Here is a 17893-nt window from a genome sequence, read left to right on the forward strand (position 1 = left end):
ACTGGTTCATCACATTTTCCTCTGTGCGTGAGTAAAATGTGTCAACGCTATTCAGGACGGGTCATAATAAGCAAAAAGGCGGCCCGCGGGCCGCCTTTTTATCGGGCTAAAGCGCTTACTTCAGCTCGTCGACCAGGGTGGTGGCGCGGCCGATGTAGTTGGCAGGGGTCATCGCCTTCAGACGGGTTTTCTCTTCTTCCGGCAGCGCCAGGCCATCGATGAACGCCTGCATGCCGGCAGCGTCCACGCGCTTGCCGCGGGTCAGCTCTTTCAACTTCTCGTAAGGCTTCTCGATGCCGTAGCGGCGCATCACGGTCTGGATCGGCTCGGCCAGCACTTCCCAGTTGTGATCCAGTTCGTCCAGCAGGTGTGCCTGATTCACTTCCAGCTTGCTGATGCCTTTCAGGGTGGCCTGGTAGGCGATCAGCGCATAGCCCAGGCCCACGCCCAGGTTACGCAGCACGGTGGAATCGGTCAGGTCGCGCTGCCAACGGGAGACCGGCAGTTTGCCCGCCAGGTGGCCCAGCACGGCGTTGGCCAGGCCCAGGTTGCCTTCGGAGTTTTCGAAGTCGATCGGGTTGACCTTGTGCGGCATGGTGGAAGAACCGATTTCGCCGGCGATGGTCTTCTGCTTGAAGTGGTTCAGGGCGATGTAGCCCCAGATGTCGCGGTCGAAGTCGATCAGAATGGTGTTGAAACGCGCTACGCAGTCGAACAGCTCGGCGATGTAGTCATGCGGCTCGATCTGGGTGGTGTACGGGTTCCAGGTGATGCCGAGCGAGGTCACGAACGCTTCGCTGAACTGATGCCAGTCCACTTCCGGGTAAGCGACGATGTGGGCGTTGTAGTTGCCGACCGCGCCGTTGATTTTACCCATGATCTCCACGCGCTCCAGCTGGCGGTATTGGCGCTCCATGCGGTAAGCCACGTTGGCGAACTCTTTGCCGACGGTCGACGGGGTCGCCGGCTGGCCATGGGTGCGCGACAGCAGCGGGATATCGCGGTATTCCAGCGCCAGCCCTTTCAGCGCATCGATGATTTTACGCCAGTAAGGCAGCACCACGTCCTGACGGGCGCTTTGCAGCATCAGCGCGTGCGACAGGTTGTTGATGTCTTCGGAGGTGCAGGCGAAGTGGATGAACTCGGACACCGCGTGCAGCGCAGGCACCGCCGCCACTTTTTCCTTCAGGAAATACTCGACCGCTTTCACGTCGTGGTTGGTGGTGCGCTCGATGGTTTTGATACGCTGAGCGTCTTCTTCGTTGAATTCAGCGACGATTTTGTCGAGGAAAGCGTTTGCGTCGGCGTCAAAAGCGGGAACTTCCTTGATTTCTGCGCAGGCGGCCAGTTTTTGCAGCCAACGTACTTCAACCTGTACGCGGAATTTCAGCAGACCGTATTCGCTGAAAATGGGGCGCAGTGCGCTGACTTTATCACCGTAGCGTCCATCAACGGGGGAAACGGCGGTCAGTGAGGATAATTCCATCGGTAGCAACTCCTGGGATCGATTAACAATGAGCAACGATATTTTGCGCCTGCTTGAACAGACGATTACGGGAAAACATTAACTGCAGGCGGCTGCCGCCAACCTGTTGCCACAGCACGGCGGCGCGAATGCCGGCCAGCAGCGTGGCGCGAACCTTGGCCTGCACCTGCGGGTTCTGCAAGATAGCCGGCGAGCCGGTTACCTGGATACGCGGCCCGAGCGGGCTGACCACGTCGACGTAAATGCCGGCCAGCGCGCTGATGATGGTGTCTGACTCAAGATCGAAGTGCGCCAGCTGGCGTTCGAGTTGGCCGAGGCGTTCACCGAGCGTGTTCATCGCCTGTTTGTTGGCGTTGAGCTTGCGCTCCAGCACCATCAGGCTGATGGTGTAGCGGGTCAGTTCCGCGCCCGGCCCTTTGTTGTTGGCGTTAAGCACGCCCATCAGGGTTTCGAGGCCGACCATCAAATTGCGCTCCTCGCCGCCGAACACCGCCAGCGTGGAGGGCGGGTCCATCTGCAGCAGGCTTTTCAGCGAGGTCTGAAAGGCTTCGCGATTGCATTGCCCTTCGTGGGCCAGCTGCTGAACCAAACGCGCCGCCTGGCTGATGCCCGCCATGGCCAGCGTGATGTCATAATAATTCTTCGCCACGAATACTCCTGTAAACGCTGTGAACGGTACATGGCTTACTGCATAAGGTTGTGTGTATCGCCAGGGTAACGGCGGCGGCCGCGAACGGGAACGATCGGGCGTGGCTGTAACAACGATGACAACGAATGCCGCGGATCATGCCACAAAATCGAGGGTAAACCCAGCGTCTAATACGCCTGCGGCAAGGCGGATGCGCCGTGCGGCGCAGAACTGCGCAAATAGGCGGCGAAAATCGCCGGCGCGGCGGTGCGAACTTATTGTTGCGGCGACAAATAAAGTGCGGTGGCTGCATCTATACTGCCAACGTGACCCCTTAAATAAAGACCTCTATATGCACGTAAAAAACAAGCAGCCACTGCCGGCGGTAACGCTGGCGGCCATCGGCGTGGTGTACGGCGATATCGGTACCAGCCCGCTGTATACCTTGCGCGAATGCCTGACGGCGGAGGAGGGCATCACCCTGACGCCGGCCTCGATTTACGGCTTTTTGTCGCTGATTTTCTGGCTGCTGACGCTGGTGGTGTCAATTAAGTACATTTGTTTTGTGATGCGTGCCGACAACGACGGCGAGGGAGGCATTCTGACACTGATGTCGCTGGCGATCCGCAAGCTGGACGCACGCTGGGTACCGGCGGCGGTGCTGATCGGGCTGGTGGGCGGCAGCTTCTTTTACGGTGACGGGGTGATCACTCCGGCCATTTCGGTGCTCTCGGCCATCGAGGGGCTGCAGATTATCGCCCCCGAGCTGGACAGCTTTATCGTGCCGCTGTCGCTGCTGGTGCTGACCGCGTTGTTCGCGATCCAAAAACGCGGCACCGGCAGCGTCGGCAAATTGTTCGCCCCGGCGATGGTGATCTGGTTCCTGACGCTGGCGCTGCTGGGCATCGGCGGTATTCTGCATCACCCCGGCGTGCTGCGGGCACTGAACCCTTACTGGGCGGTGAATTTCTTCCTCGAATACAAGGCGGTGTCATTCTTTGCGTTGGGCATGGTGGTGCTGTCGGTCACCGGTGCCGAAGCGCTGTACGCCGATATGGGCCACTTCGGTAAAAAGCCGATCCGTTTGGCGTGGTTTACGCTGGTGGCGCCGGCGCTGGTGCTGAACTACTTCGGCCAGGGGGCGCTGCTGCTGGCCAATCCGGCGGCGATCAACAACCCGTTCTTTCTGCTGGCGCCGACCTGGGCGCTGATCCCGCTGCTGGTGATCGCCACGCTGGCGACGGTCATCGCCTCGCAGGCGGTGATCTCCGGCGTGTTCTCGCTGACGCGCCAGGCAGTGCGGCTGGGCTACCTGCCACCGATGCGCATCATCTATACCTCCGATCAGGAGTCCGGGCAGATTTACATTCCGGTGGTGAACTGGCTGCTGTTCGCGGCGGTGCTGATCGTGATTATCAGTTTCAAACACTCCAGCAACCTGGCCTCGGCTTACGGCATCGTGGTGACCGGCACCATGCTGCTGTCGTCGATTTTGCTGAGCATCGTGGCGGTGAAAAACTGGGGCTGGCCGCGCGCGCTGGGCGGACTGATGCTGCTGGTCATGCTGTGCATCGACGTACCGCTGTTCGGTGCCAACCTGATCAAGCTGGCGACCGGCGGCTGGCTGCCGGTGGCGCTGGGGCTGACCATTCTGTTGATCATGCTGACCTGGAAGACCGAGCGTTCGCGCCTGATCCGCCGGCTGCGCGACAATCAGGAAGGGCTGAGCGCGCTGATCGAGTCGCTGGAGAAGGCGCCGCCGAAGCGGGTGCCGGGCACCGCGGTGTTTATGGAGCGCACGCCGCATGCGGTGCCGCTGGTATTGTTGCACAACCTGAAGCACAACAAGGTGCTGCATGAGCGCGTGGTGCTGCTGACCATCGTCACCACCGACATGCCGTACGTGCACAACGTGCAGCGGGTGGCGATCGAACAGCTGTCGGCGAGCTTTTGGCGGGTGGTGGCAAGCTACGGCTGGCGTGAGACGCCCAACGTGACGGACATTCTTTACCGCTGCGGCCTGGAAGGGATGAGCTTCACCATGAACGAGACCTCGTTCTTCATGTCGCGCGATACGCTGGTGCTGGGCAAGCGGCCCTGGTATTTGCGCATTCGCGGCAAGGTGTTCCAGCTGTTGCAACGCAACGCGCTGCGGGCGCCGGACCTGTTCGAAATCCCGCCGAACCGGGTGATCGAGCTGGGGGCGCAGGTTGAATTTTGAATAAAAAAAACGCTGCGGTAAACGCAGCGTTTTTCTTGGGCGGCAGGCGAATTACGCCAGGCGCTGTTCGATGATGCCGCCGCCGAGGCAGATTTCGCCCTGGTAGAACACCGCCGACTGGCCGGGGGTGACGGCGGAGACCGGCTCGTCGAAACGCACTTCGATGCGTTCATCGTCGAGTGGGGTCACGGTGCAAGGGATGTCCTGCTGGCGATAGCGGGTCTTCACCGTGCAGCGGAACGGGCCGCTCAGCGGCAGGCGATCAACCCAGTGCAGCTGCTGCGCGATAAGGCCGACGGACATCAGACGCGGGTGATCGTGCCCCTGCGCGACCACCAGCACGTTGTTGGCCACGTCTTTATCCACCACGTACCATGGATCTTCGCTGCTGTCTTTCATACCGCCGATGCCCAGCCCTTTGCGCTGGCCCAGGGTGTGATACATCAGGCCCTGGTGTTCGCCGACGGTCTGGCCGTCGACGCTGACGATCGGGCCCGGCTGCGCCGGCAGGTAGCGGCCGAGGAAGTCGCGGAATTTACGTTCGCCGATAAAGCAGATACCGGTGGAGTCTTTCTTCTTGGCGGTGACCAGCTCCAGTTGCTCGGCGATGCGGCGCACCTCCGGCTTCTCCAACTCCCCGACCGGGAACAGGCTTTGCGCCACCTGCTCGTGGCTCAGGGTATAGAGGAAGTAGCTCTGATCTTTGTTGCCGTCGACGCCGCGCAGCAGGCGGCTCTTGCCGTCCACGTCCTGGCGACGCACGTAGTGGCCGGTGGCGATAAAATCGGCCCCCAGATCTTCGGCGGCAAACTCCAGGAAGGCTTTGAATTTGATCTCTTTATTGCACAGGATGTCCGGGTTCGGCGTGCGGCCGGCCTTGTACTCTTCCAGGAACAGCTCAAACACGTTGTCCCAGTATTCCGCCGCGAAGTTCACCGTGTGCAGTTCGATGCCCAGCTTGTCGCAGACCGCTTGCGCGTCGGCCAGATCGGTCGCGGCGGAGCAGTACTCTTCGTCGTCGTCTTCTTCCCAGTTTTTCATGAACAGCCCAGCGACCTGATAGCCCTGTTGCTGTAACAGATAGGCGGTAACGGAGGAGTCGACGCCGCCGGACATACCGACGATTACTTTTTTCTGGCTGTTGTCTGACATGGGGATCTCACGAACTTGAACACGAACCGTGCTGATAAAAACAAGCGCAGGATTTTACCACGTTGGCCGCGCCGGCGCACTGGTCATCTTGTGCTGCTCGGCGCCCTTAAAACGGCCAGGCGAAGCTGCCGACCAGCGACAGCGGATAGCGCTCCGGCTGCTGGTAGCTGCGAATGCTCTCCGCCACCAGCGCGGAACGCAGGTTGGGCGCCTGCAAAATCTCGTCGGCGCTCAGCCACAGGCAGCGATCGATGTCGCTGTCGTGCGGCTTGGTCGGCAGCGGCTGTTCCAGCTCGATAACGAAGCAAAAACGCAGAAACGGCGTGCGATCCGGCGCTATCCACTGGTGCAGGCGCAGGAACGCCTGCGGCGTGGCGCGGATACCGGTCTCTTCCCACAGCTCGCGCTCGGCGGCCTGCACCAGCGTCTCGTCGGCCTCCAGGTGGCCGGCCGGCTGATTCCACAGCGCTTTGCCGTTGATGGTCTCTTCGACCACCAAAAATTTGCCGGCGGCGTGTACCACGCAGGCCACGGTGACGTGCGGTTTGAACATGCGGTCTCCTTACAGCGGTTTGTCGATACGCCGGTAGATGTCGTCCAGCTCGGCGATGCGGGTGCGGTAGCTTTGCAGCAGGCAGGCGGTATCGCCGCCGCACCGCTGGCGTTTTGCCAGCCAGGCCTGTTGGCTGTCCTGCATCGCGCCGCGCGCGCCCATGGCGAACAGGCCGCGCAGGAATTGGTACTTGGTAGCCATTTGCACGTCCAGATCGTTCAGCGTGCGGTTGGCGCAGATGGCTTGCTCATCGCGGTTTGCCGCCTTGGCGCAGTCGAAGCTGGCGGCCTGGGCGGCGAACGGGGCCGCCAGAGCGGCGAGCAGTAGCGCGATCGGCGTGAATTTCATGGCGACTCCATCAGTTATCGGTCTACAGAGAATCGATGCTTTTCCATTCACCAGGCTGCAGTGAACCCAGCGAAAGATTACCCATACTGTAGCGAATCAGGCGCAGGGTAGGGAACCCGATATGCGCCGTCATGCGACGCACCTGGCGGTTTCGCCCTTCGAACAGGGTGATTTTCAGCCAACGGGTGGGGATGGATTTACGTTCGCGGATCGGCGGGTTGCGCGGCCACAGCCACTGCGGCTCGGCCACCAACTCAACACCGGCGGGCAGCGTGGGGCCGTCTTTCAGCGTAACGCCGCAGCGCAATGGCGCCAGATCGCTTTCCTGCGGCGCGCCTTCGACCTGCACATAATAGATTTTGCCGGTGCGTTTGCCCGGCTGGGTGAGCTGCGCCTGCAGCTGGCCGTCGTTGGTCAGCACCAGCAGCCCTTCGCTATCGCGATCCAGACGCCCGGCGGCGTAAACGTCGGGGAAGGGGATGTACTCTTTCAGCGTGGCGCGGCCGGCTTCGTCGGTGAACTGCGGCAGCACGTCGAAGGGCTTGTTGAATAACACAATTCGGCGCGGCCCTTTCGGCGCGGCAGGTTTGGCGGCATTCGGCTTGCTGAATCGTTTAACGTTGTGATTTCTAACAGAGAATTTTTTCATAACAGTTGAGATTACGGATGATAAGCGCATTATAACCGAATCCGTTTCGGATTGGCGCGGACCGAATATTCAAGTAGTATCTACACGCATCTTACAAAGCATTAACAAAATTGCGCTTGAAGGAGAGGTTGATGGAAAGCAAAGTAGTTGTTCCGGCAGAAGGTAAAAAAATCACGGTTGACGCCCAGGGTAAACTGGTTGTTCCTCATAACCCGATCATCCCGTTCATCGAAGGCGACGGCATCGGCGTTGACGTGACTCCTGCCATGATCCACGTGGTTGATGCGGCCGTTAAAAAGGCTTACCACGGCGAACGTAAAATCTCCTGGATGGAAATCTACACCGGCGAAAAATCTACCCACGTTTACGGTAAAGACGTGTGGCTGCCGGACGAAACTCTGGACCTGATCCGCGACTACCGCGTCGCCATCAAAGGCCCCCTGACCACCCCGGTCGGCGGCGGCATCCGTTCTCTGAACGTGGCCCTGCGCCAGCAGCTGGACCTGTACGTGTGCCTGCGCCCGGTGCGTTACTACCAGGGTACCCCAAGCCCGGTGAAACAGCCTGAGCTGACCGACATGGTGATCTTCCGCGAAAACGCCGAAGACATCTACGCCGGCATCGAGTGGAAAGCCGGCTCCGCCGAAGCGGACAAAGTGATCAAATTCCTGCGCGACGAAATGGGCGTGAAGAAAATCCGCTTCCCAGAGCAGTGCGGTATCGGCGTGAAGCCATGCTCCGAAGAAGGGACCAAGCGTCTGGTGCGTGCGGCGATCGAATACGCCATCACCAACGACCGCGACTCCGTGACCCTGGTTCACAAAGGCAACATCATGAAGTTCACCGAAGGTGCCTTCAAGGATTGGGGCTATGAGCTGGCGCGCGAAGAGTTCGGCGGCGAGCTGATCGACGGCGGCCCATGGCTGAAGATCAAGAACCCGAACACCGGCAAAGAGATCGTGGTTAAAGACGTGATCGCCGACGCCTTCCTGCAGCAAATCCTGCTGCGCCCGGCGGAATACGACGTGATCGCCTGTATGAACCTGAACGGCGACTACATCTCCGACGCCCTGGCGGCCCAGGTTGGCGGCATCGGTATCGCGCCGGGCGCCAACATCGGCTCCGACTGCGCGCTGTTCGAAGCGACTCACGGCACCGCGCCGAAGTACGCCGGCCAGGACAAAGTGAACCCAGGCTCCATCATCCTGTCCGCAGAGATGATGTTGCGCCACATGGGTTGGTTCGAAGCGGCTGACCTGATTGTTAAAGGCATGGAGGGCGCAATCGCTGCCAAGACCGTGACCTATGACTTCGAACGCCTGATGGAAGGCGCTAAGCTGCTGAAATGTTCAGAGTTTGGCGACGCTATCGTTAAACACATGTAATGGTGTTTTAGCGTTAAATGATAACGGGAGCCTGATGGTTCCCGTTTTTTATTATTCAAACTGCAACGGTTATCAAAACTCGGCCATTTTGGCGCTTTAGAGCGTATAGATCTAAAGGTTGAGCTGCGTCTAAACTTTGCAATGAAATGGACGATAAACTACCTGCAGCCGCATTTTTTTGCATGAGATAAAATTCTACAAGGAGTGTTAATGAGCTTTTTCTGGGTGAATATTGGTAGCAGTTTTAATGAGGTTAAAGAACAAAATTTCCTCTGGGCTCCACAATATGGCATGAATAAGCACGGGAAAAAGTTTAGTAATGCCTCCTGGGAGACAGTGAAGGATGTAAAAGCAGGTGACGTCATCTTTTGTAATAAGGATCGAGAGATTGTCTATGTAGCGACTGCTACAGCCGATGCTGATGATGCACCGCGGCCACCTAATCGATCTTTTGATAAGTGGGAGCGTGAAGGTACCCGAGTAGAAGTAGATTTGACCGTTTTAGAGCACCCGATCGATGTTTTGCAGTTCAGTGACATATTTCTGACTGTGTTTAATGAGTTAAGTCGGCCAACAGTTTTTGCTGAAAACGGGTTTTGTACGCAGACTTACATGTGCGAAATACCCGAGGCTGCAGCAAAAATGATAGCAAGTTTTATTAACGATAACGTTTCAATAGACTTCAATAAACAGACGGCCACGGTAAAAGAGGCGAGAGGAAGCACTAAAGCAGCCGTCATTCAGGCTCGCGTTGGTCACGGCCCCTACCGCGATAAATTATTTAAGAAGTGGGGCGGAAAATGTGCGGTCACCGGCATTGCGCTTGAGTCAATGCTAACCGCTTCTCATATTGTTTCGTGGTCTATCTCAAATGACAAAGAGAAAGTTGACCCTTACAACGGATTCCCCCTGATTCCTAACCTGGACAGATTGTTCGACCGGGGCATGATCAGTTTTGATGATAATGGACGCTTATTGCACAAGAAAGAATATGCAGGTTTGCTTCATGATTTAAAAATTCCCTTGGACTCAAAAATTGATGGGCTGTTTGGGGAGAATAAAAAATACTTAAAACGGCACCGCGTGACGTTTGGGTTCGAGAAAGAGTAAAAGCTTGAGGGGGACCCTCAAGTGTATTAGTTCAGACCTGATACGGTACAGAACCAATCCCAATCTGATGGGCAGTTCTCTGCCAGAAGCGGACTTTCGATAGAGTGCGAACTGTATTAATCCATGGGGGCATGTCACTGTGATTATGGCCGATAGTATCGCATTGACCATGTATCGATGTTGTTATCAGTAATGTTGAAAATCGCTGGTCATACACTCTAGATTCAAACGCTGCCTAGTAATCTTGCGATGCTATCATTAAACACATGTAAGCGTGTTTGGCGCTTGAATGGGAGCGGGAGCCTTAGGGCTCCCGTTTTTTATTGTTCAAATGAGTAAGAGATATCAAACGTTAGCCGATTCACGCACGACCAGCACCGGGCAATTGGCGTGGCGGACGACGGCGGTGGCATTCGAGCCGAGGAGGTAAGTCATTGCAGAAGGGCGGTTGGAACCCATCACAATAATCTCCGCGTTAAGCGCATCAGCGAGTTCCAGGATCTGATCTTTGGGATCGCCGACGGCCACATGGGTGGTCACTCTATCCTCGGGAACGCTGAATTGTTTCGCCGCTTTTGCCAGCCCCTCGGTCGCTACCGCAATAGTTTCATCTTTGGTTTCCACCGCCGCGGTGGCGGCAAAGCCGAAGGCCGCGTAGGTGGCGCGAGACGGGATCACCGCCAGGAAATGGACGTGGGAGTCTTCGAGCCTGGCGAGCGCATTGACATGCGGGATGACCTGCTGTGTTAATTCCGGCTCGGTAATATCCACGGGAACCAAAATAGTTTTGTACATACTCCCTCCTTATCGTTATCAAATAACTCCACTTCTTGGATTATAGCCGTTCGACGCCGGGAAAGGGGAGATCCGTATGGCAAACCTGAGAACGTTGTCTGCTGAAATGTCAGGTGGTTATCGACGTTCTCATTAAACGCGGGCAGGCACGGTTGGTGTTTGAGTTGGGAGGGAGCCATGGGCTCCCTAGGTTTTAGCGGGCTAAGATTATCGGAACCTTAATGAGGGATCTCTGAAACCTCTTTGACTTCCGTCTTGTTGATTTGCTGTTTAACGCCATTGGCATCGGTATAACCGAGCAAACCGGCAGAGGTTTCTTTCGGTTTACCGTCACTGATGAGCGTTCGGCCATCGTGGGTATGAATAGCGTAGCTGGTGCGTGTGCAGCCTGACAGTGTGGCGATAGCAACCAGGGCGATCGCGGGAAGAACAAGCGCTTTTTTCATTTGAAGCTCCTTTTAGTTATCCAACTCACTCATGTTTGCAATCTGGTCTCGATTGATCTGTTCCGTTTTGCCCGTTTCTGCATTTCGGTAGGAGACTAACCCGGTATCTTTATCGACTTGAGGCTTGCCGTCGGTGACAATAGTCTTGCCATCCGTTGTTTTAATCGCCTGATTGGAAGCGCAGCCCGCCATGAACATCACCGTGGTCGCAGTAAGAAGCGCGGCAAAGAGTCGTTTACTTTTCATACTTACCATCCTGGTTACTTAAATGAATTTAATGGCAGGAAAGTAAGTATAGGCAGAATCTCCAGATTGCTAGCGTTAAAAGTGCTTTTAATGCGATAAAAAATTAAGAATTTCTTAATTTATTGATGGGGTGATTGATCGTTCGGATAACAACGTTATCGATAGGTCAGGATACGCAGACGTACTGCCCGGTGAGGGCGCTATGGCTTCATGTCATCATCGGCTCACGATACTCCGCATGCCGATGCTTGATGCTAACAATGTCTCTGGTGGTTGGGCGTTAATTATGTATAAGTATGCACTGGGAATACCACGTTGATTTCGGCTGACTATCATCCATAAGGACAGGGATATGAAAATCACGCATTCAGGCTACAAAACCGGCGCCGCCACATTATTGGCGGCGATGCTCGCACTGGCATTAACCGGGTGTGCGAAGCACACAGCCCCCAGCCAAAACGATCCGGTGAATAAAGAGGTCGATGATCTTTTCGCCAACCTTGGCGACCCAAAGACGCCTGCGACGGGGAAAGAGAAATTACATTACATGACTCAGGTGCAAGCTGAGATTCAACGCCATTTAAAAGACGCCGCCACTTACTCAGGCCAACGCTGTACATTGCGTATCACGCTGGCGCCGGACGGTATGCCAATCGGTGTTCGAACTGAAGGAGGCGATCCGGATCTTTGCCGCGCCGCCATGAAGGCAATTGCCGATTCGCGCTTCCCTAAGCCGCCGACGGCAGGGGCCCATAATGCGTTCCAAATTATCACGTTGCAACTGCGTCCTTAAGCAGCTAGATGAAATAAGGGGTTGGGATAACGCAGTGTTTTGCAGCGGGATCTTTTAGTAAAAAATTTAGGTGTTCACGTGACTTCCACCAGCCTGTGCGGCTGGTGGATTTAGATTTAAGTCTTTATTGTCCGTCTTAGTTTTAAGCAAGATGCTCCTTTGTATTCGCATTGGCCAAATATTTGGTAACCCAGATGTTGAGCTATTTTAACGGAAGGCCGATTGTTTTCACCGATAAGGCAAACTGTTTGAGCGGGTGATAACGTGCTGTCAATCCATTGATGCGCTGCGGCAGCCGCTTCTTGCGCGACTCCCTGACCTTGCGCCTCCCGGGCAATAATCCATGCGGCTTCAGGGCTCCCATCGAAGTCATTGCCCAGACCCCGATGAAAATCCGCCAACCCGGTCTCGCCCAGGAACTGTCCGTCCACTTTGCGAAATATGGCGAACAGCCCATAGCCGAAAACCGACCAGTGGCCAATATAGCGCAGTAGTCTATTCCAACCGTCTTCAGGTGAAAGAGTGGGGGCGCTGATAAATTTGAACAGTTCCTTATCTGTAAACATGGCATACCAGGCATCGAAATCGGCCAGGTTGTGAGGACGTAATATCAACCGTTCGGTTTCGATGTGCACGGCAGGGAGTAAAGGCATAACGGTTCCTTTTCTGCGTTGCAGCGTATCGTAATGTTACCCAGAGAGAACGAGCGATAATTTCCCGTCTTGGCGCGCAGATGACAAGGTTACGGCTAAGGTGCGGGCAAGCTCTTTGTCGCAAATCACTTTATCATTGGGTTTAACGCGCCGGCTACTTGTTTGGTATTACCGATACATCATCGCGCTCACGCGCTCGGCCCGATCTTTAAAACCGTTGCTGCGCATCGTTACCACATAGTAGCGATAGTGATGTTTCTGTGCGTATTCGCGCACCAGATCTTCGGCGAACAGGCCGCTGAAGGTGACGGTGGTGACGAACGTCAGCCCTTTCACTTCGTAGGTGCTGATCTCTTGCGGGGTGCCGATATACGGCGGCGGGAACACGGTTTTGTGGAACTGGCAGCCCGCCAGCAGCAGGGTAAACAGCAGGGCGGCGGAGATTTGCGGTATTCTCATCGGGAAATGCTTTCCTTCCTTGGCGTGTGTTTTAGTAACTCTATAATAGGATTACAAAATTCGGCGGGGATGTAAAAGTTATCCCGCTTCGGTTGCCGTTTCGTTGAAGCGGTGTCGCCGTCACTCATAAGAATGAGGGGTAAACATGTGTGTTCGTCTTGCCACTGAAACCGATGCCGCAGCCCTGATCGCCCTCGACAGCGTCGCCGAAGACGAGCCGCAGCGCGCGGCGCAGATCCGCACCTGGTGCGCACAGAGTGTCTGCTATCTTGCCGAAGAACGGGGCGTGGTGATGGGCTACGGTGTGCTGCACTATCACTTCTTCGGCTGCGGCTTTGTCGAGATGCTGATGGTCGGCGAGCGCTATCGCCGCCGGGGCGTCGGGCAGGCGCTGATTGCGGCGTTGAAATCCCATTGCCGACATCCGAAGCTGTTCACCTCCACCAATCGTTCCAACCTGCCGATGCAGCGGCTGCTGTTGAACGCCGGGTTTGTCGCCAGCGGCCAAATTGACAATCTCGATGACGGCGACCCGGAGCAGGTCTTTTTCATCCCGCAGCGCTAATACAGCCGGACATCGACCGCCTGCTGTTGCAGCCAGGTGCTGACGTAACCATAAGCGGCATAGAAGGCCAGCAGCGCGAAGATCAGCACCGAAAGCGAGGCCAAAAACCTGACGTCACCGTGTTTTGACAGCTGATAGGCGCAATAGATAAAGGCTAACAGGCACAGCAGAGTGAAGGCGATGGCCAACGTGGCGTAAAAAATAAGCATAATGAAACCCGTTCTTCCTTGTGAGCCGGGCAAGGATACCACAGACAAAAAAAGGGGCCCAATTGGGCCCCTGTGTGATTCGCTGCGAGAGGGTTACTCCGCCGCCGCGTCGGGATGATTTTTGCCTTCCTCGATGAATTCTTCGTCGATCTCTTCGATGTTCTCCTCGCTGTCGCGGCCGGACAGGATGTTCCAGCAGGCGATGAACAGCGCGGCGATCAAGGGCCCGATGACGAAGCCGTTGATGCCGTAAATCTCCATGCCGCCCAGGGTGGAGATCAGGATCAGGTAGTCCGGCATTTTGGTGTCTTTGCCTACCAGCAGTGGGCGCAGAATGTTGTCCACCAGGCCGATCACCACCACGAAGAATACCACCAGGAAAATGGCTTTCCACAGCATGCCGGTGGCGAAGAAGTAGATCACCGCCGGTACCCAGATGATGGCGGAGCCCACGGCCGGGATGATCGACAGGAACGCCATCAGCGCGCCCCACAGCAGGCTGCCGTCGATGCCGGTAAAGTAAAATGCCAGCCCGCCGAGCGCACCTTGCACCACGGCGACCACCACCGTGCCCTTGACGGTGGCGCGGGAGACGGCGGCGAACTTCACGAACAGGTGGTGCTTCACGTGCTGGGAGAGCGGCAGCGCTTCGAGCGCCAGGTTCACCAGATAGGGGCCGTCTTTCAGCAGGAAGAACAGCAGGTAGAGCATCACGCCGAAGCCGACGACGAAGTTGAAGGTGCCTTTGCCGATCAGGAAGACGCTGCCCGCCAGATATTGCCCGCCCTTGAGCGCCACGTCGGAAAGCTGCTTTTGGATCTCGGCGGCGCTGTTGAGGTTATGCTCCGCCAGGAAGCGCTGCGCCCAGCCGGGCAGGTGACGCATAAAGTCCGCCAGCATGGTCGGCAATTGGCTATTGTTGGTTTGCAGCTTGGTGTAGATCACGTTGAATTCCATCGCCAGCGATGAGGCGATGATCGCCAACGGCGTGAACACGATCAGACAGATCAGTGCCACCGTCAGCAGCGACACTACGCCGTTGCGTTCGCCGACGTACTGCTTCAACTTCTTTTTCACCGGATGGAAAATCACCGCCAGAATAACCGCCCACAGCACTGAGGAGTAATAAGGCCCCAGCACGTCGAGAAAGGCGGCCGTAACGATGAACAGGATCAGAATAAAGAATCCCTTGGAAATGCCTTTAGACATCATAGTCGTCCCTCAAAAGATGAATTTTCAGCATAGATGAACTGAATGAAAACAACACTATCATCACCTTTGCTTAACCGGTAGGGGATTTTTAACGGCGTATACCATAGGGTTACTAAGGGAAAGGCGGGCGCTGCAGGGTGAACAGGCGGCGGCGCGAGAAAAGAAAGAGGGCTAAATAATTAACAAAATTTATCGATTGTGTTTCATTTTGTGAGCCGCGCTTGCCGCCTGCGCCAGGCTTTCCTAGTTTTTAGGAGGGCGGCCTTTCGTCCGATATCACGAAGGAGTATGCAAATGACTGAACACAAACGACTCGGTGTCATCGAGAAAACGCTACTGATCGCCTTTGCCGGCCTGCTGGTGTATTTCGCGGCCACTGGCGCATTGTCATTGTCGGGTCTCGATCATCATTGGCCTTATCCTTCGCGATAGGCAGGCACCTGCACCAGGGAAAATTCAGTACCGCTTATAACAAACAGAACGACTTTTCTGCTTATCACCCTGCATTATGCCGCCTGCTGAGAAAAGCCAGCGCCAACAGCGCCCCTAACAGGGCCGCCGCCAGCACCAGCCACGCCGGCGCCACCCAACCGGCTGCGGCCACGATGGCGCTCAGCGCGACCGGGCCGATCACCTGGCCGAGATAGTTCCCTTGCATCACCAGCCCCAGGCTCAGCGGCAACAGCGTGGGCTCCGGCGTCGCCGCCGGCGTGGCGGCCAGAATGGTGGCGGGCAGCATGCCAGCGATGGCGCAGAACAGGAAACACAGTGGGATCAGCAGGCCGTTGGGCGTCATCGGCAGGAAAATGCCGATGCCGAAGATGCCGATGACCAGGCTGGTGGCCGCGAGCAGGCTACCGGCCCGCAGACCGCGCGACAGCAAGAACCCGGCGGCGAGGTTGCCGATGATGTTCGCCGCCACCGCCGCTGCGCTGATGCCGCCGGCGGCCGCCAGCGACAGGCCGATGCGCTGCATCAGGAAGATCGGCAGAAAGGTCATCACCGAGAAAAACTGCAGGTTGTAAGTGGCGAACATCAGCGCCAGCAACAGCGGTTGGCGTGCCCGCAGCATCGCGCCCAGCGCATGCCGCAGCTGCAACGGCGGAACGTGCGTCTTGGCGGCGCGTCGGGGCGTGGTCAGCGGCAGCAGCAGGGCGGCCAGCAGCGTCAACGCCGCACCGGCCTGCCAACTCTGTTGCCAGCCGGCGAGATGGGGGCCGAAAAACAATGAAATGGCGATGCCCGCCGGCATGAAGGTGCTCCAGATGCCGAACACCAGGCTGCGCTGCGCCGGGGCGACGATGCGGTTCAGCACCGCCGGCGAGGCGACCACCACGATCACGAAGCCGAGGCCTTCGACAAAGCGGCTGACGATCAATCCGTTGAAGTCGTGCAGCGTGGCGCCGGTAAAGCTGGCGGCGCTGACGATCAGTAACCCCGCCGCCAGCAGGCGCCGATCGCCCCAGCGGCGCACCAGCAGCCCGGCGGCGATGCCGCCGAACACCCCGACGAAAGGAAAGGCCGAGATGACCCAGCTCAGCGTTTCGAGCGAACGGCCGAATTCGGCCTGCAGCGCCGGTAGCGCGATGGTGGCCTTACCTACGTGCAGCGCCGCGGCGATGCCGGCGAACAGCACGTTGATGACGGCTAGCCAGGGCGTAGCGGCGGGAAGGACGCGGTCGATGGCGTCCGGTTTAATCGCGGTCATAACACTCTCCAGAGGCGGTAACGCCCTCACTATGCGTCTGCGCCATGACAGACGTCGTTCAAATGCTGCGCTATCACGCGGAGAAATTATTCATTTCGAGCTTTATTTTTGCGCACCTCGTTGTTTGGTTCGCCAGCGTACCACCCTGCGTGGACGCGGGTGTCCGTTCAGCGGTTTACTGTTCCGGCACGCAGCGAGCGTGCCCGATCAATTTTATTTATAAGGAGCAGTGTATGTCAGAGATGATGAATGAAAATGGAGCGCCGGTGATGGAGTGGAGCTATGGCGGCCGGGGTGATGATATCAGCAGCAGCCTGAGCCTCGACACGGTTGAGGAGCAACCGCAGGGTTTCTTGATGACGGTCGATCGGCCGGTGCAGATCTTTAAAGAAGCGCTGTCGCCGATGATGGCCTTTGTCACGCTGCTGCGCCCGCTATACGCCAAGACGGGCGATGGCTTCCAGTACGTGCCGGTTTCCAACCCCTGGACCGACGTGCAGCGCCTGCCGGCCAGCGCAGGCTATCTGGGCGTGCAGGTTAACGCTGGCCTGTTCTTCCACGGCGCCAAACCGACGCACTATAAAGATCGCGACGGCCAGATGAAACCGATTGACGGCGGCACTATCCTGCAGAACATCACCGTGCTGCATCAGGTGGCGCAGCCGCTGGGCCCGGGCGAAGGCGGGATCTGAGGCTGAAACGTCATCACGGGGCCGGACGCGGCCCTTATCTCGCCTTGAAAACCGCCCTTGGCTTGGGTAAAAAGGGTTGTCTATTCAAGGAGAAGAGTATGTACAGCGATAACGAGAAAAAATTCTACATCATCCTCAACCGCAACCACGAACCGGCCACTCTGTTTAACGCCTCCTGCCATCTGACGGCGGGCATCACCGATCTTATCGAGCAGCGCGAGTTTCACCACTACCCGAGCAGCCTCGACGGCGTCAGCGCTAATATGAGCCACTACCCGATCGTCATCCTGCAGGCCAAGAACAGCAGCCAGCTCAGCAACCTGATCCTCAAGTGCAAGGAGGAGGGCGTGCTGTCCAACTTCTTCACCACCACCATGCTGTCGCACTCCGCCGAACAACAGATCGCCGACACCGCCAATACTCCCTACGAGCAGTTGGACTTCGTGGCGGTGGCGCTCTACGGCGACACTGAACAGCTTAAGCCGCTTACCAAGAAGTTCTCCGTCTACCGTTAATCGCGAACGGCATCACATCAGGGGCGGCAACGTCTATGATATTTTTCCATCAAATCGTTGATGGAGAT

At 57.0% G+C, this 17893-nt stretch carries 22 protein-coding genes; 8 read left to right on the forward strand and 14 right to left on the reverse strand.

The window, feature by feature from the left end:
- Positions 1-115: 115 nt before the first annotated feature.
- Both purB and hflD read right to left on the reverse strand, forming a co-directional pair.
- Positions 116-1486: an adenylosuccinate lyase gene (gene purB, locus QMZ29_RS04905; protein ID WP_033652066.1), complete on the reverse strand. Its 1371-nt coding sequence runs from the start codon at positions 1484-1486 to the stop codon at positions 116-118.
- A 22-nt stretch (positions 1487-1508) separates the two neighbouring features.
- The gene (gene hflD / locus QMZ29_RS04910; protein ID WP_025302523.1) at positions 1509-2135 is read right to left on the reverse strand and encodes a high frequency lysogenization protein HflD; all 627 of its coding nucleotides are present in this window, start codon (positions 2133-2135) and stop codon (positions 1509-1511) included.
- A 331-nt stretch (positions 2136-2466) separates the two neighbouring features.
- Between hflD and kup the strand changes: the two genes are divergently transcribed.
- Positions 2467-4335, forward strand: a complete 1869-nt coding sequence (gene kup / locus QMZ29_RS04915) for a low affinity potassium transporter Kup (RefSeq protein ID WP_261425640.1) — start codon at positions 2467-2469, stop codon at positions 4333-4335.
- A gap of 51 nt (positions 4336-4386) precedes the next feature.
- On the opposite strand, the gene mnmA is transcribed toward kup, so the two are convergent.
- From mnmA to rluE, 4 genes are all read right to left on the reverse strand, one after another.
- Positions 4387-5487, reverse strand: a complete 1101-nt coding sequence (gene mnmA / locus QMZ29_RS04920; RefSeq protein WP_060440158.1) for a tRNA 2-thiouridine(34) synthase MnmA — start codon at positions 5485-5487, stop codon at positions 4387-4389.
- A gap of 106 nt (positions 5488-5593) precedes the next feature.
- The gene (locus tag QMZ29_RS04925) at positions 5594-6040 is read right to left on the reverse strand and encodes an NUDIX hydrolase (RefSeq protein WP_049208756.1); all 447 of its coding nucleotides are present in this window, start codon (positions 6038-6040) and stop codon (positions 5594-5596) included.
- Between the two features lie 9 nt (positions 6041-6049).
- On the reverse strand, positions 6050-6388 hold the full coding sequence (locus QMZ29_RS04930) for a lysozyme inhibitor LprI family protein (protein ID WP_141969304.1): 339 nt from the start codon (positions 6386-6388) through the stop codon (positions 6050-6052).
- 22 nt (positions 6389-6410) lie between these two features.
- Positions 6411-7037, reverse strand: coding sequence for a 23S rRNA pseudouridine(2457) synthase RluE (gene rluE / locus QMZ29_RS04935; RefSeq protein ID WP_197815616.1), 627 nt, complete (start codon positions 7035-7037; stop codon positions 6411-6413).
- Between the two features lie 131 nt (positions 7038-7168).
- Here rluE and icd point away from each other — a divergent pair, with 131 nt between their 5' ends.
- Positions 7169-8422 (forward strand): NADP-dependent isocitrate dehydrogenase, encoded by a 1254-nt coding sequence (gene icd / locus QMZ29_RS04940; protein WP_015377612.1) that lies wholly within the window; start codon positions 7169-7171, stop codon positions 8420-8422.
- A 210-nt stretch (positions 8423-8632) separates the two neighbouring features.
- On the forward strand, positions 8633-9532 hold the full coding sequence (locus QMZ29_RS04945) for an HNH endonuclease (RefSeq protein WP_025302529.1): 900 nt from the start codon (positions 8633-8635) through the stop codon (positions 9530-9532).
- 345 nt (positions 9533-9877) lie between these two features.
- Here the strand turns inward: QMZ29_RS04945 and uspF are convergent, their stop codons facing one another.
- The 3 genes from uspF to QMZ29_RS04960 all read right to left on the reverse strand — a co-directional run bounded on the left by uspF (position 9878) and on the right by QMZ29_RS04960 (position 11019).
- On the reverse strand, positions 9878-10327 hold the full coding sequence (gene uspF / locus QMZ29_RS04950) for a universal stress protein UspF (protein ID WP_049204198.1): 450 nt from the start codon (positions 10325-10327) through the stop codon (positions 9878-9880).
- Between the two features lie 218 nt (positions 10328-10545).
- Positions 10546-10773, reverse strand: coding sequence for a YgdI/YgdR family lipoprotein (locus tag QMZ29_RS04955; RefSeq protein ID WP_025302531.1), 228 nt, complete (start codon positions 10771-10773; stop codon positions 10546-10548).
- Positions 10774-10785: 12 nt separating this feature from the next.
- On the reverse strand, positions 10786-11019 hold the full coding sequence (locus QMZ29_RS04960) for a YgdI/YgdR family lipoprotein (protein WP_019454814.1): 234 nt from the start codon (positions 11017-11019) through the stop codon (positions 10786-10788).
- Positions 11020-11371: 352 nt separating this feature from the next.
- Here QMZ29_RS04960 and tolA point away from each other — a divergent pair, with 352 nt between their 5' ends.
- Positions 11372-11812 carry a cell envelope integrity protein TolA gene (gene tolA, locus QMZ29_RS04965; protein ID WP_261425650.1) on the forward strand — a complete coding sequence of 147 codons (441 nt, stop codon included), beginning with the start codon at positions 11372-11374 and terminating at the stop codon, positions 11810-11812.
- A 116-nt stretch (positions 11813-11928) separates the two neighbouring features.
- Here the strand turns inward: tolA and QMZ29_RS04970 are convergent, their stop codons facing one another.
- On the reverse strand, positions 11929-12465 hold the full coding sequence (locus QMZ29_RS04970; RefSeq protein WP_043141464.1) for a GNAT family N-acetyltransferase: 537 nt from the start codon (positions 12463-12465) through the stop codon (positions 11929-11931).
- Between the two features lie 168 nt (positions 12466-12633).
- Positions 12634-12924, reverse strand: a complete 291-nt coding sequence (locus tag QMZ29_RS04975; RefSeq protein WP_025302534.1) for a hypothetical protein — start codon at positions 12922-12924, stop codon at positions 12634-12636.
- Between the two features lie 145 nt (positions 12925-13069).
- On the opposite strand from QMZ29_RS04975, the gene QMZ29_RS04980 reads away from it, so the two are divergent.
- Positions 13070-13489: a GNAT family N-acetyltransferase gene (locus tag QMZ29_RS04980; protein ID WP_060447272.1), complete on the forward strand. Its 420-nt coding sequence runs from the start codon at positions 13070-13072 to the stop codon at positions 13487-13489.
- On the opposite strand, the gene QMZ29_RS04985 is transcribed toward QMZ29_RS04980, so the two are convergent.
- Together QMZ29_RS04985 and QMZ29_RS04990 are read right to left on the reverse strand one after the other, a co-directional pair.
- On the reverse strand, positions 13486-13698 hold the full coding sequence (locus QMZ29_RS04985) for a hypothetical protein (RefSeq protein ID WP_089195803.1): 213 nt from the start codon (positions 13696-13698) through the stop codon (positions 13486-13488). The two genes, QMZ29_RS04980 and QMZ29_RS04985, sit on opposite strands and share 4 nt — an antisense overlap.
- Before the next feature lie 93 nt (positions 13699-13791).
- On the reverse strand, positions 13792-14910 hold the full coding sequence (locus QMZ29_RS04990; RefSeq protein ID WP_025302537.1) for an AI-2E family transporter: 1119 nt from the start codon (positions 14908-14910) through the stop codon (positions 13792-13794).
- Between the two features lie 294 nt (positions 14911-15204).
- On the opposite strand from QMZ29_RS04990, the gene QMZ29_RS04995 reads away from it, so the two are divergent.
- Entirely contained in the window at positions 15205-15342 is a 138-nt protein-coding gene (locus QMZ29_RS04995) for a hypothetical protein (RefSeq protein WP_162837928.1), read from the forward strand.
- Between the two features lie 64 nt (positions 15343-15406).
- Here the strand turns inward: QMZ29_RS04995 and QMZ29_RS05000 are convergent, their stop codons facing one another.
- Positions 15407-16618 carry an MFS transporter gene (locus QMZ29_RS05000; protein WP_049208769.1) on the reverse strand — a complete coding sequence of 404 codons (1212 nt, stop codon included), beginning with the start codon at positions 16616-16618 and terminating at the stop codon, positions 15407-15409.
- 233 nt (positions 16619-16851) lie between these two features.
- Here QMZ29_RS05000 and QMZ29_RS05005 point away from each other — a divergent pair, with 233 nt between their 5' ends.
- Both QMZ29_RS05005 and QMZ29_RS05010 read left to right on the forward strand, forming a co-directional pair.
- A complete protein-coding gene (locus tag QMZ29_RS05005) occupies positions 16852-17310 on the forward strand; it encodes a hypothetical protein (RefSeq protein ID WP_060432914.1) in 459 nt (152 codons plus the stop codon).
- A gap of 98 nt (positions 17311-17408) precedes the next feature.
- Positions 17409-17825, forward strand: a complete 417-nt coding sequence (locus QMZ29_RS05010; RefSeq protein WP_004941246.1) for a DUF2000 domain-containing protein — start codon at positions 17409-17411, stop codon at positions 17823-17825.
- Positions 17826-17893: the final 68 nt, after the last annotated feature.

This window comes from Serratia sp. PF-27 (assembly GCF_030053255.1).
In the GTDB taxonomy this organism is placed as follows: domain Bacteria; phylum Pseudomonadota; class Gammaproteobacteria; order Enterobacterales; family Enterobacteriaceae; genus Serratia; species Serratia bockelmannii.

What these genes read in the sequence shown, in the direction of transcription:
- purB (WP_033652066.1), bottom strand. Translation starts at nt 1,486, where the DNA reads ATGGAATTATCCTCACTGACCGCCGTTTCCCCCGTTGATGGACGCTAC.
- kup (WP_261425640.1), top strand. Translation starts at nt 2,467, where the DNA reads ATGCACGTAAAAAACAAGCAGCCACTGCCGGCGGTAACGCTGGCGGCC.
- mnmA (WP_060440158.1), bottom strand. Translation starts at nt 5,487, where the DNA reads ATGTCAGACAACAGCCAGAAAAAAGTAATCGTCGGTATGTCCGGCGGC.
- QMZ29_RS04925 (WP_049208756.1), bottom strand. Translation starts at nt 6,040, where the DNA reads ATGTTCAAACCGCACGTCACCGTGGCCTGCGTGGTACACGCCGCCGGC.
- QMZ29_RS04930 (WP_141969304.1), bottom strand. Translation starts at nt 6,388, where the DNA reads ATGAAATTCACGCCGATCGCGCTACTGCTCGCCGCTCTGGCGGCCCCG.
- rluE (WP_197815616.1), bottom strand. Translation starts at nt 7,037, where the DNA reads ATGAAAAAATTCTCTGTTAGAAATCACAACGTTAAACGATTCAGCAAG.
- icd (WP_015377612.1), top strand. Translation starts at nt 7,169, where the DNA reads ATGGAAAGCAAAGTAGTTGTTCCGGCAGAAGGTAAAAAAATCACGGTT.
- QMZ29_RS04945 (WP_025302529.1), top strand. Translation starts at nt 8,633, where the DNA reads ATGAGCTTTTTCTGGGTGAATATTGGTAGCAGTTTTAATGAGGTTAAA.
- uspF (WP_049204198.1), bottom strand. Translation starts at nt 10,327, where the DNA reads ATGTACAAAACTATTTTGGTTCCCGTGGATATTACCGAGCCGGAATTA.
- QMZ29_RS04955 (WP_025302531.1), bottom strand. Translation starts at nt 10,773, where the DNA reads ATGAAAAAAGCGCTTGTTCTTCCCGCGATCGCCCTGGTTGCTATCGCC.
- QMZ29_RS04960 (WP_019454814.1), bottom strand. Translation starts at nt 11,019, where the DNA reads ATGAAAAGTAAACGACTCTTTGCCGCGCTTCTTACTGCGACCACGGTG.
- tolA (WP_261425650.1), top strand. Translation starts at nt 11,372, where the DNA reads ATGAAAATCACGCATTCAGGCTACAAAACCGGCGCCGCCACATTATTG.
- QMZ29_RS04970 (WP_043141464.1), bottom strand. Translation starts at nt 12,465, where the DNA reads ATGCCTTTACTCCCTGCCGTGCACATCGAAACCGAACGGTTGATATTA.
- QMZ29_RS04975 (WP_025302534.1), bottom strand. Translation starts at nt 12,924, where the DNA reads ATGAGAATACCGCAAATCTCCGCCGCCCTGCTGTTTACCCTGCTGCTG.
- QMZ29_RS04980 (WP_060447272.1), top strand. Translation starts at nt 13,070, where the DNA reads ATGTGTGTTCGTCTTGCCACTGAAACCGATGCCGCAGCCCTGATCGCC.
- QMZ29_RS04985 (WP_089195803.1), bottom strand. Translation starts at nt 13,698, where the DNA reads ATGCTTATTTTTTACGCCACGTTGGCCATCGCCTTCACTCTGCTGTGC.
- QMZ29_RS04990 (WP_025302537.1), bottom strand. Translation starts at nt 14,910, where the DNA reads ATGATGTCTAAAGGCATTTCCAAGGGATTCTTTATTCTGATCCTGTTC.
- QMZ29_RS04995 (WP_162837928.1), top strand. Translation starts at nt 15,205, where the DNA reads ATGACTGAACACAAACGACTCGGTGTCATCGAGAAAACGCTACTGATC.
- QMZ29_RS05000 (WP_049208769.1), bottom strand. Translation starts at nt 16,618, where the DNA reads ATGACCGCGATTAAACCGGACGCCATCGACCGCGTCCTTCCCGCCGCT.
- QMZ29_RS05005 (WP_060432914.1), top strand. Translation starts at nt 16,852, where the DNA reads ATGTCAGAGATGATGAATGAAAATGGAGCGCCGGTGATGGAGTGGAGC.
- QMZ29_RS05010 (WP_004941246.1), top strand. Translation starts at nt 17,409, where the DNA reads ATGTACAGCGATAACGAGAAAAAATTCTACATCATCCTCAACCGCAAC.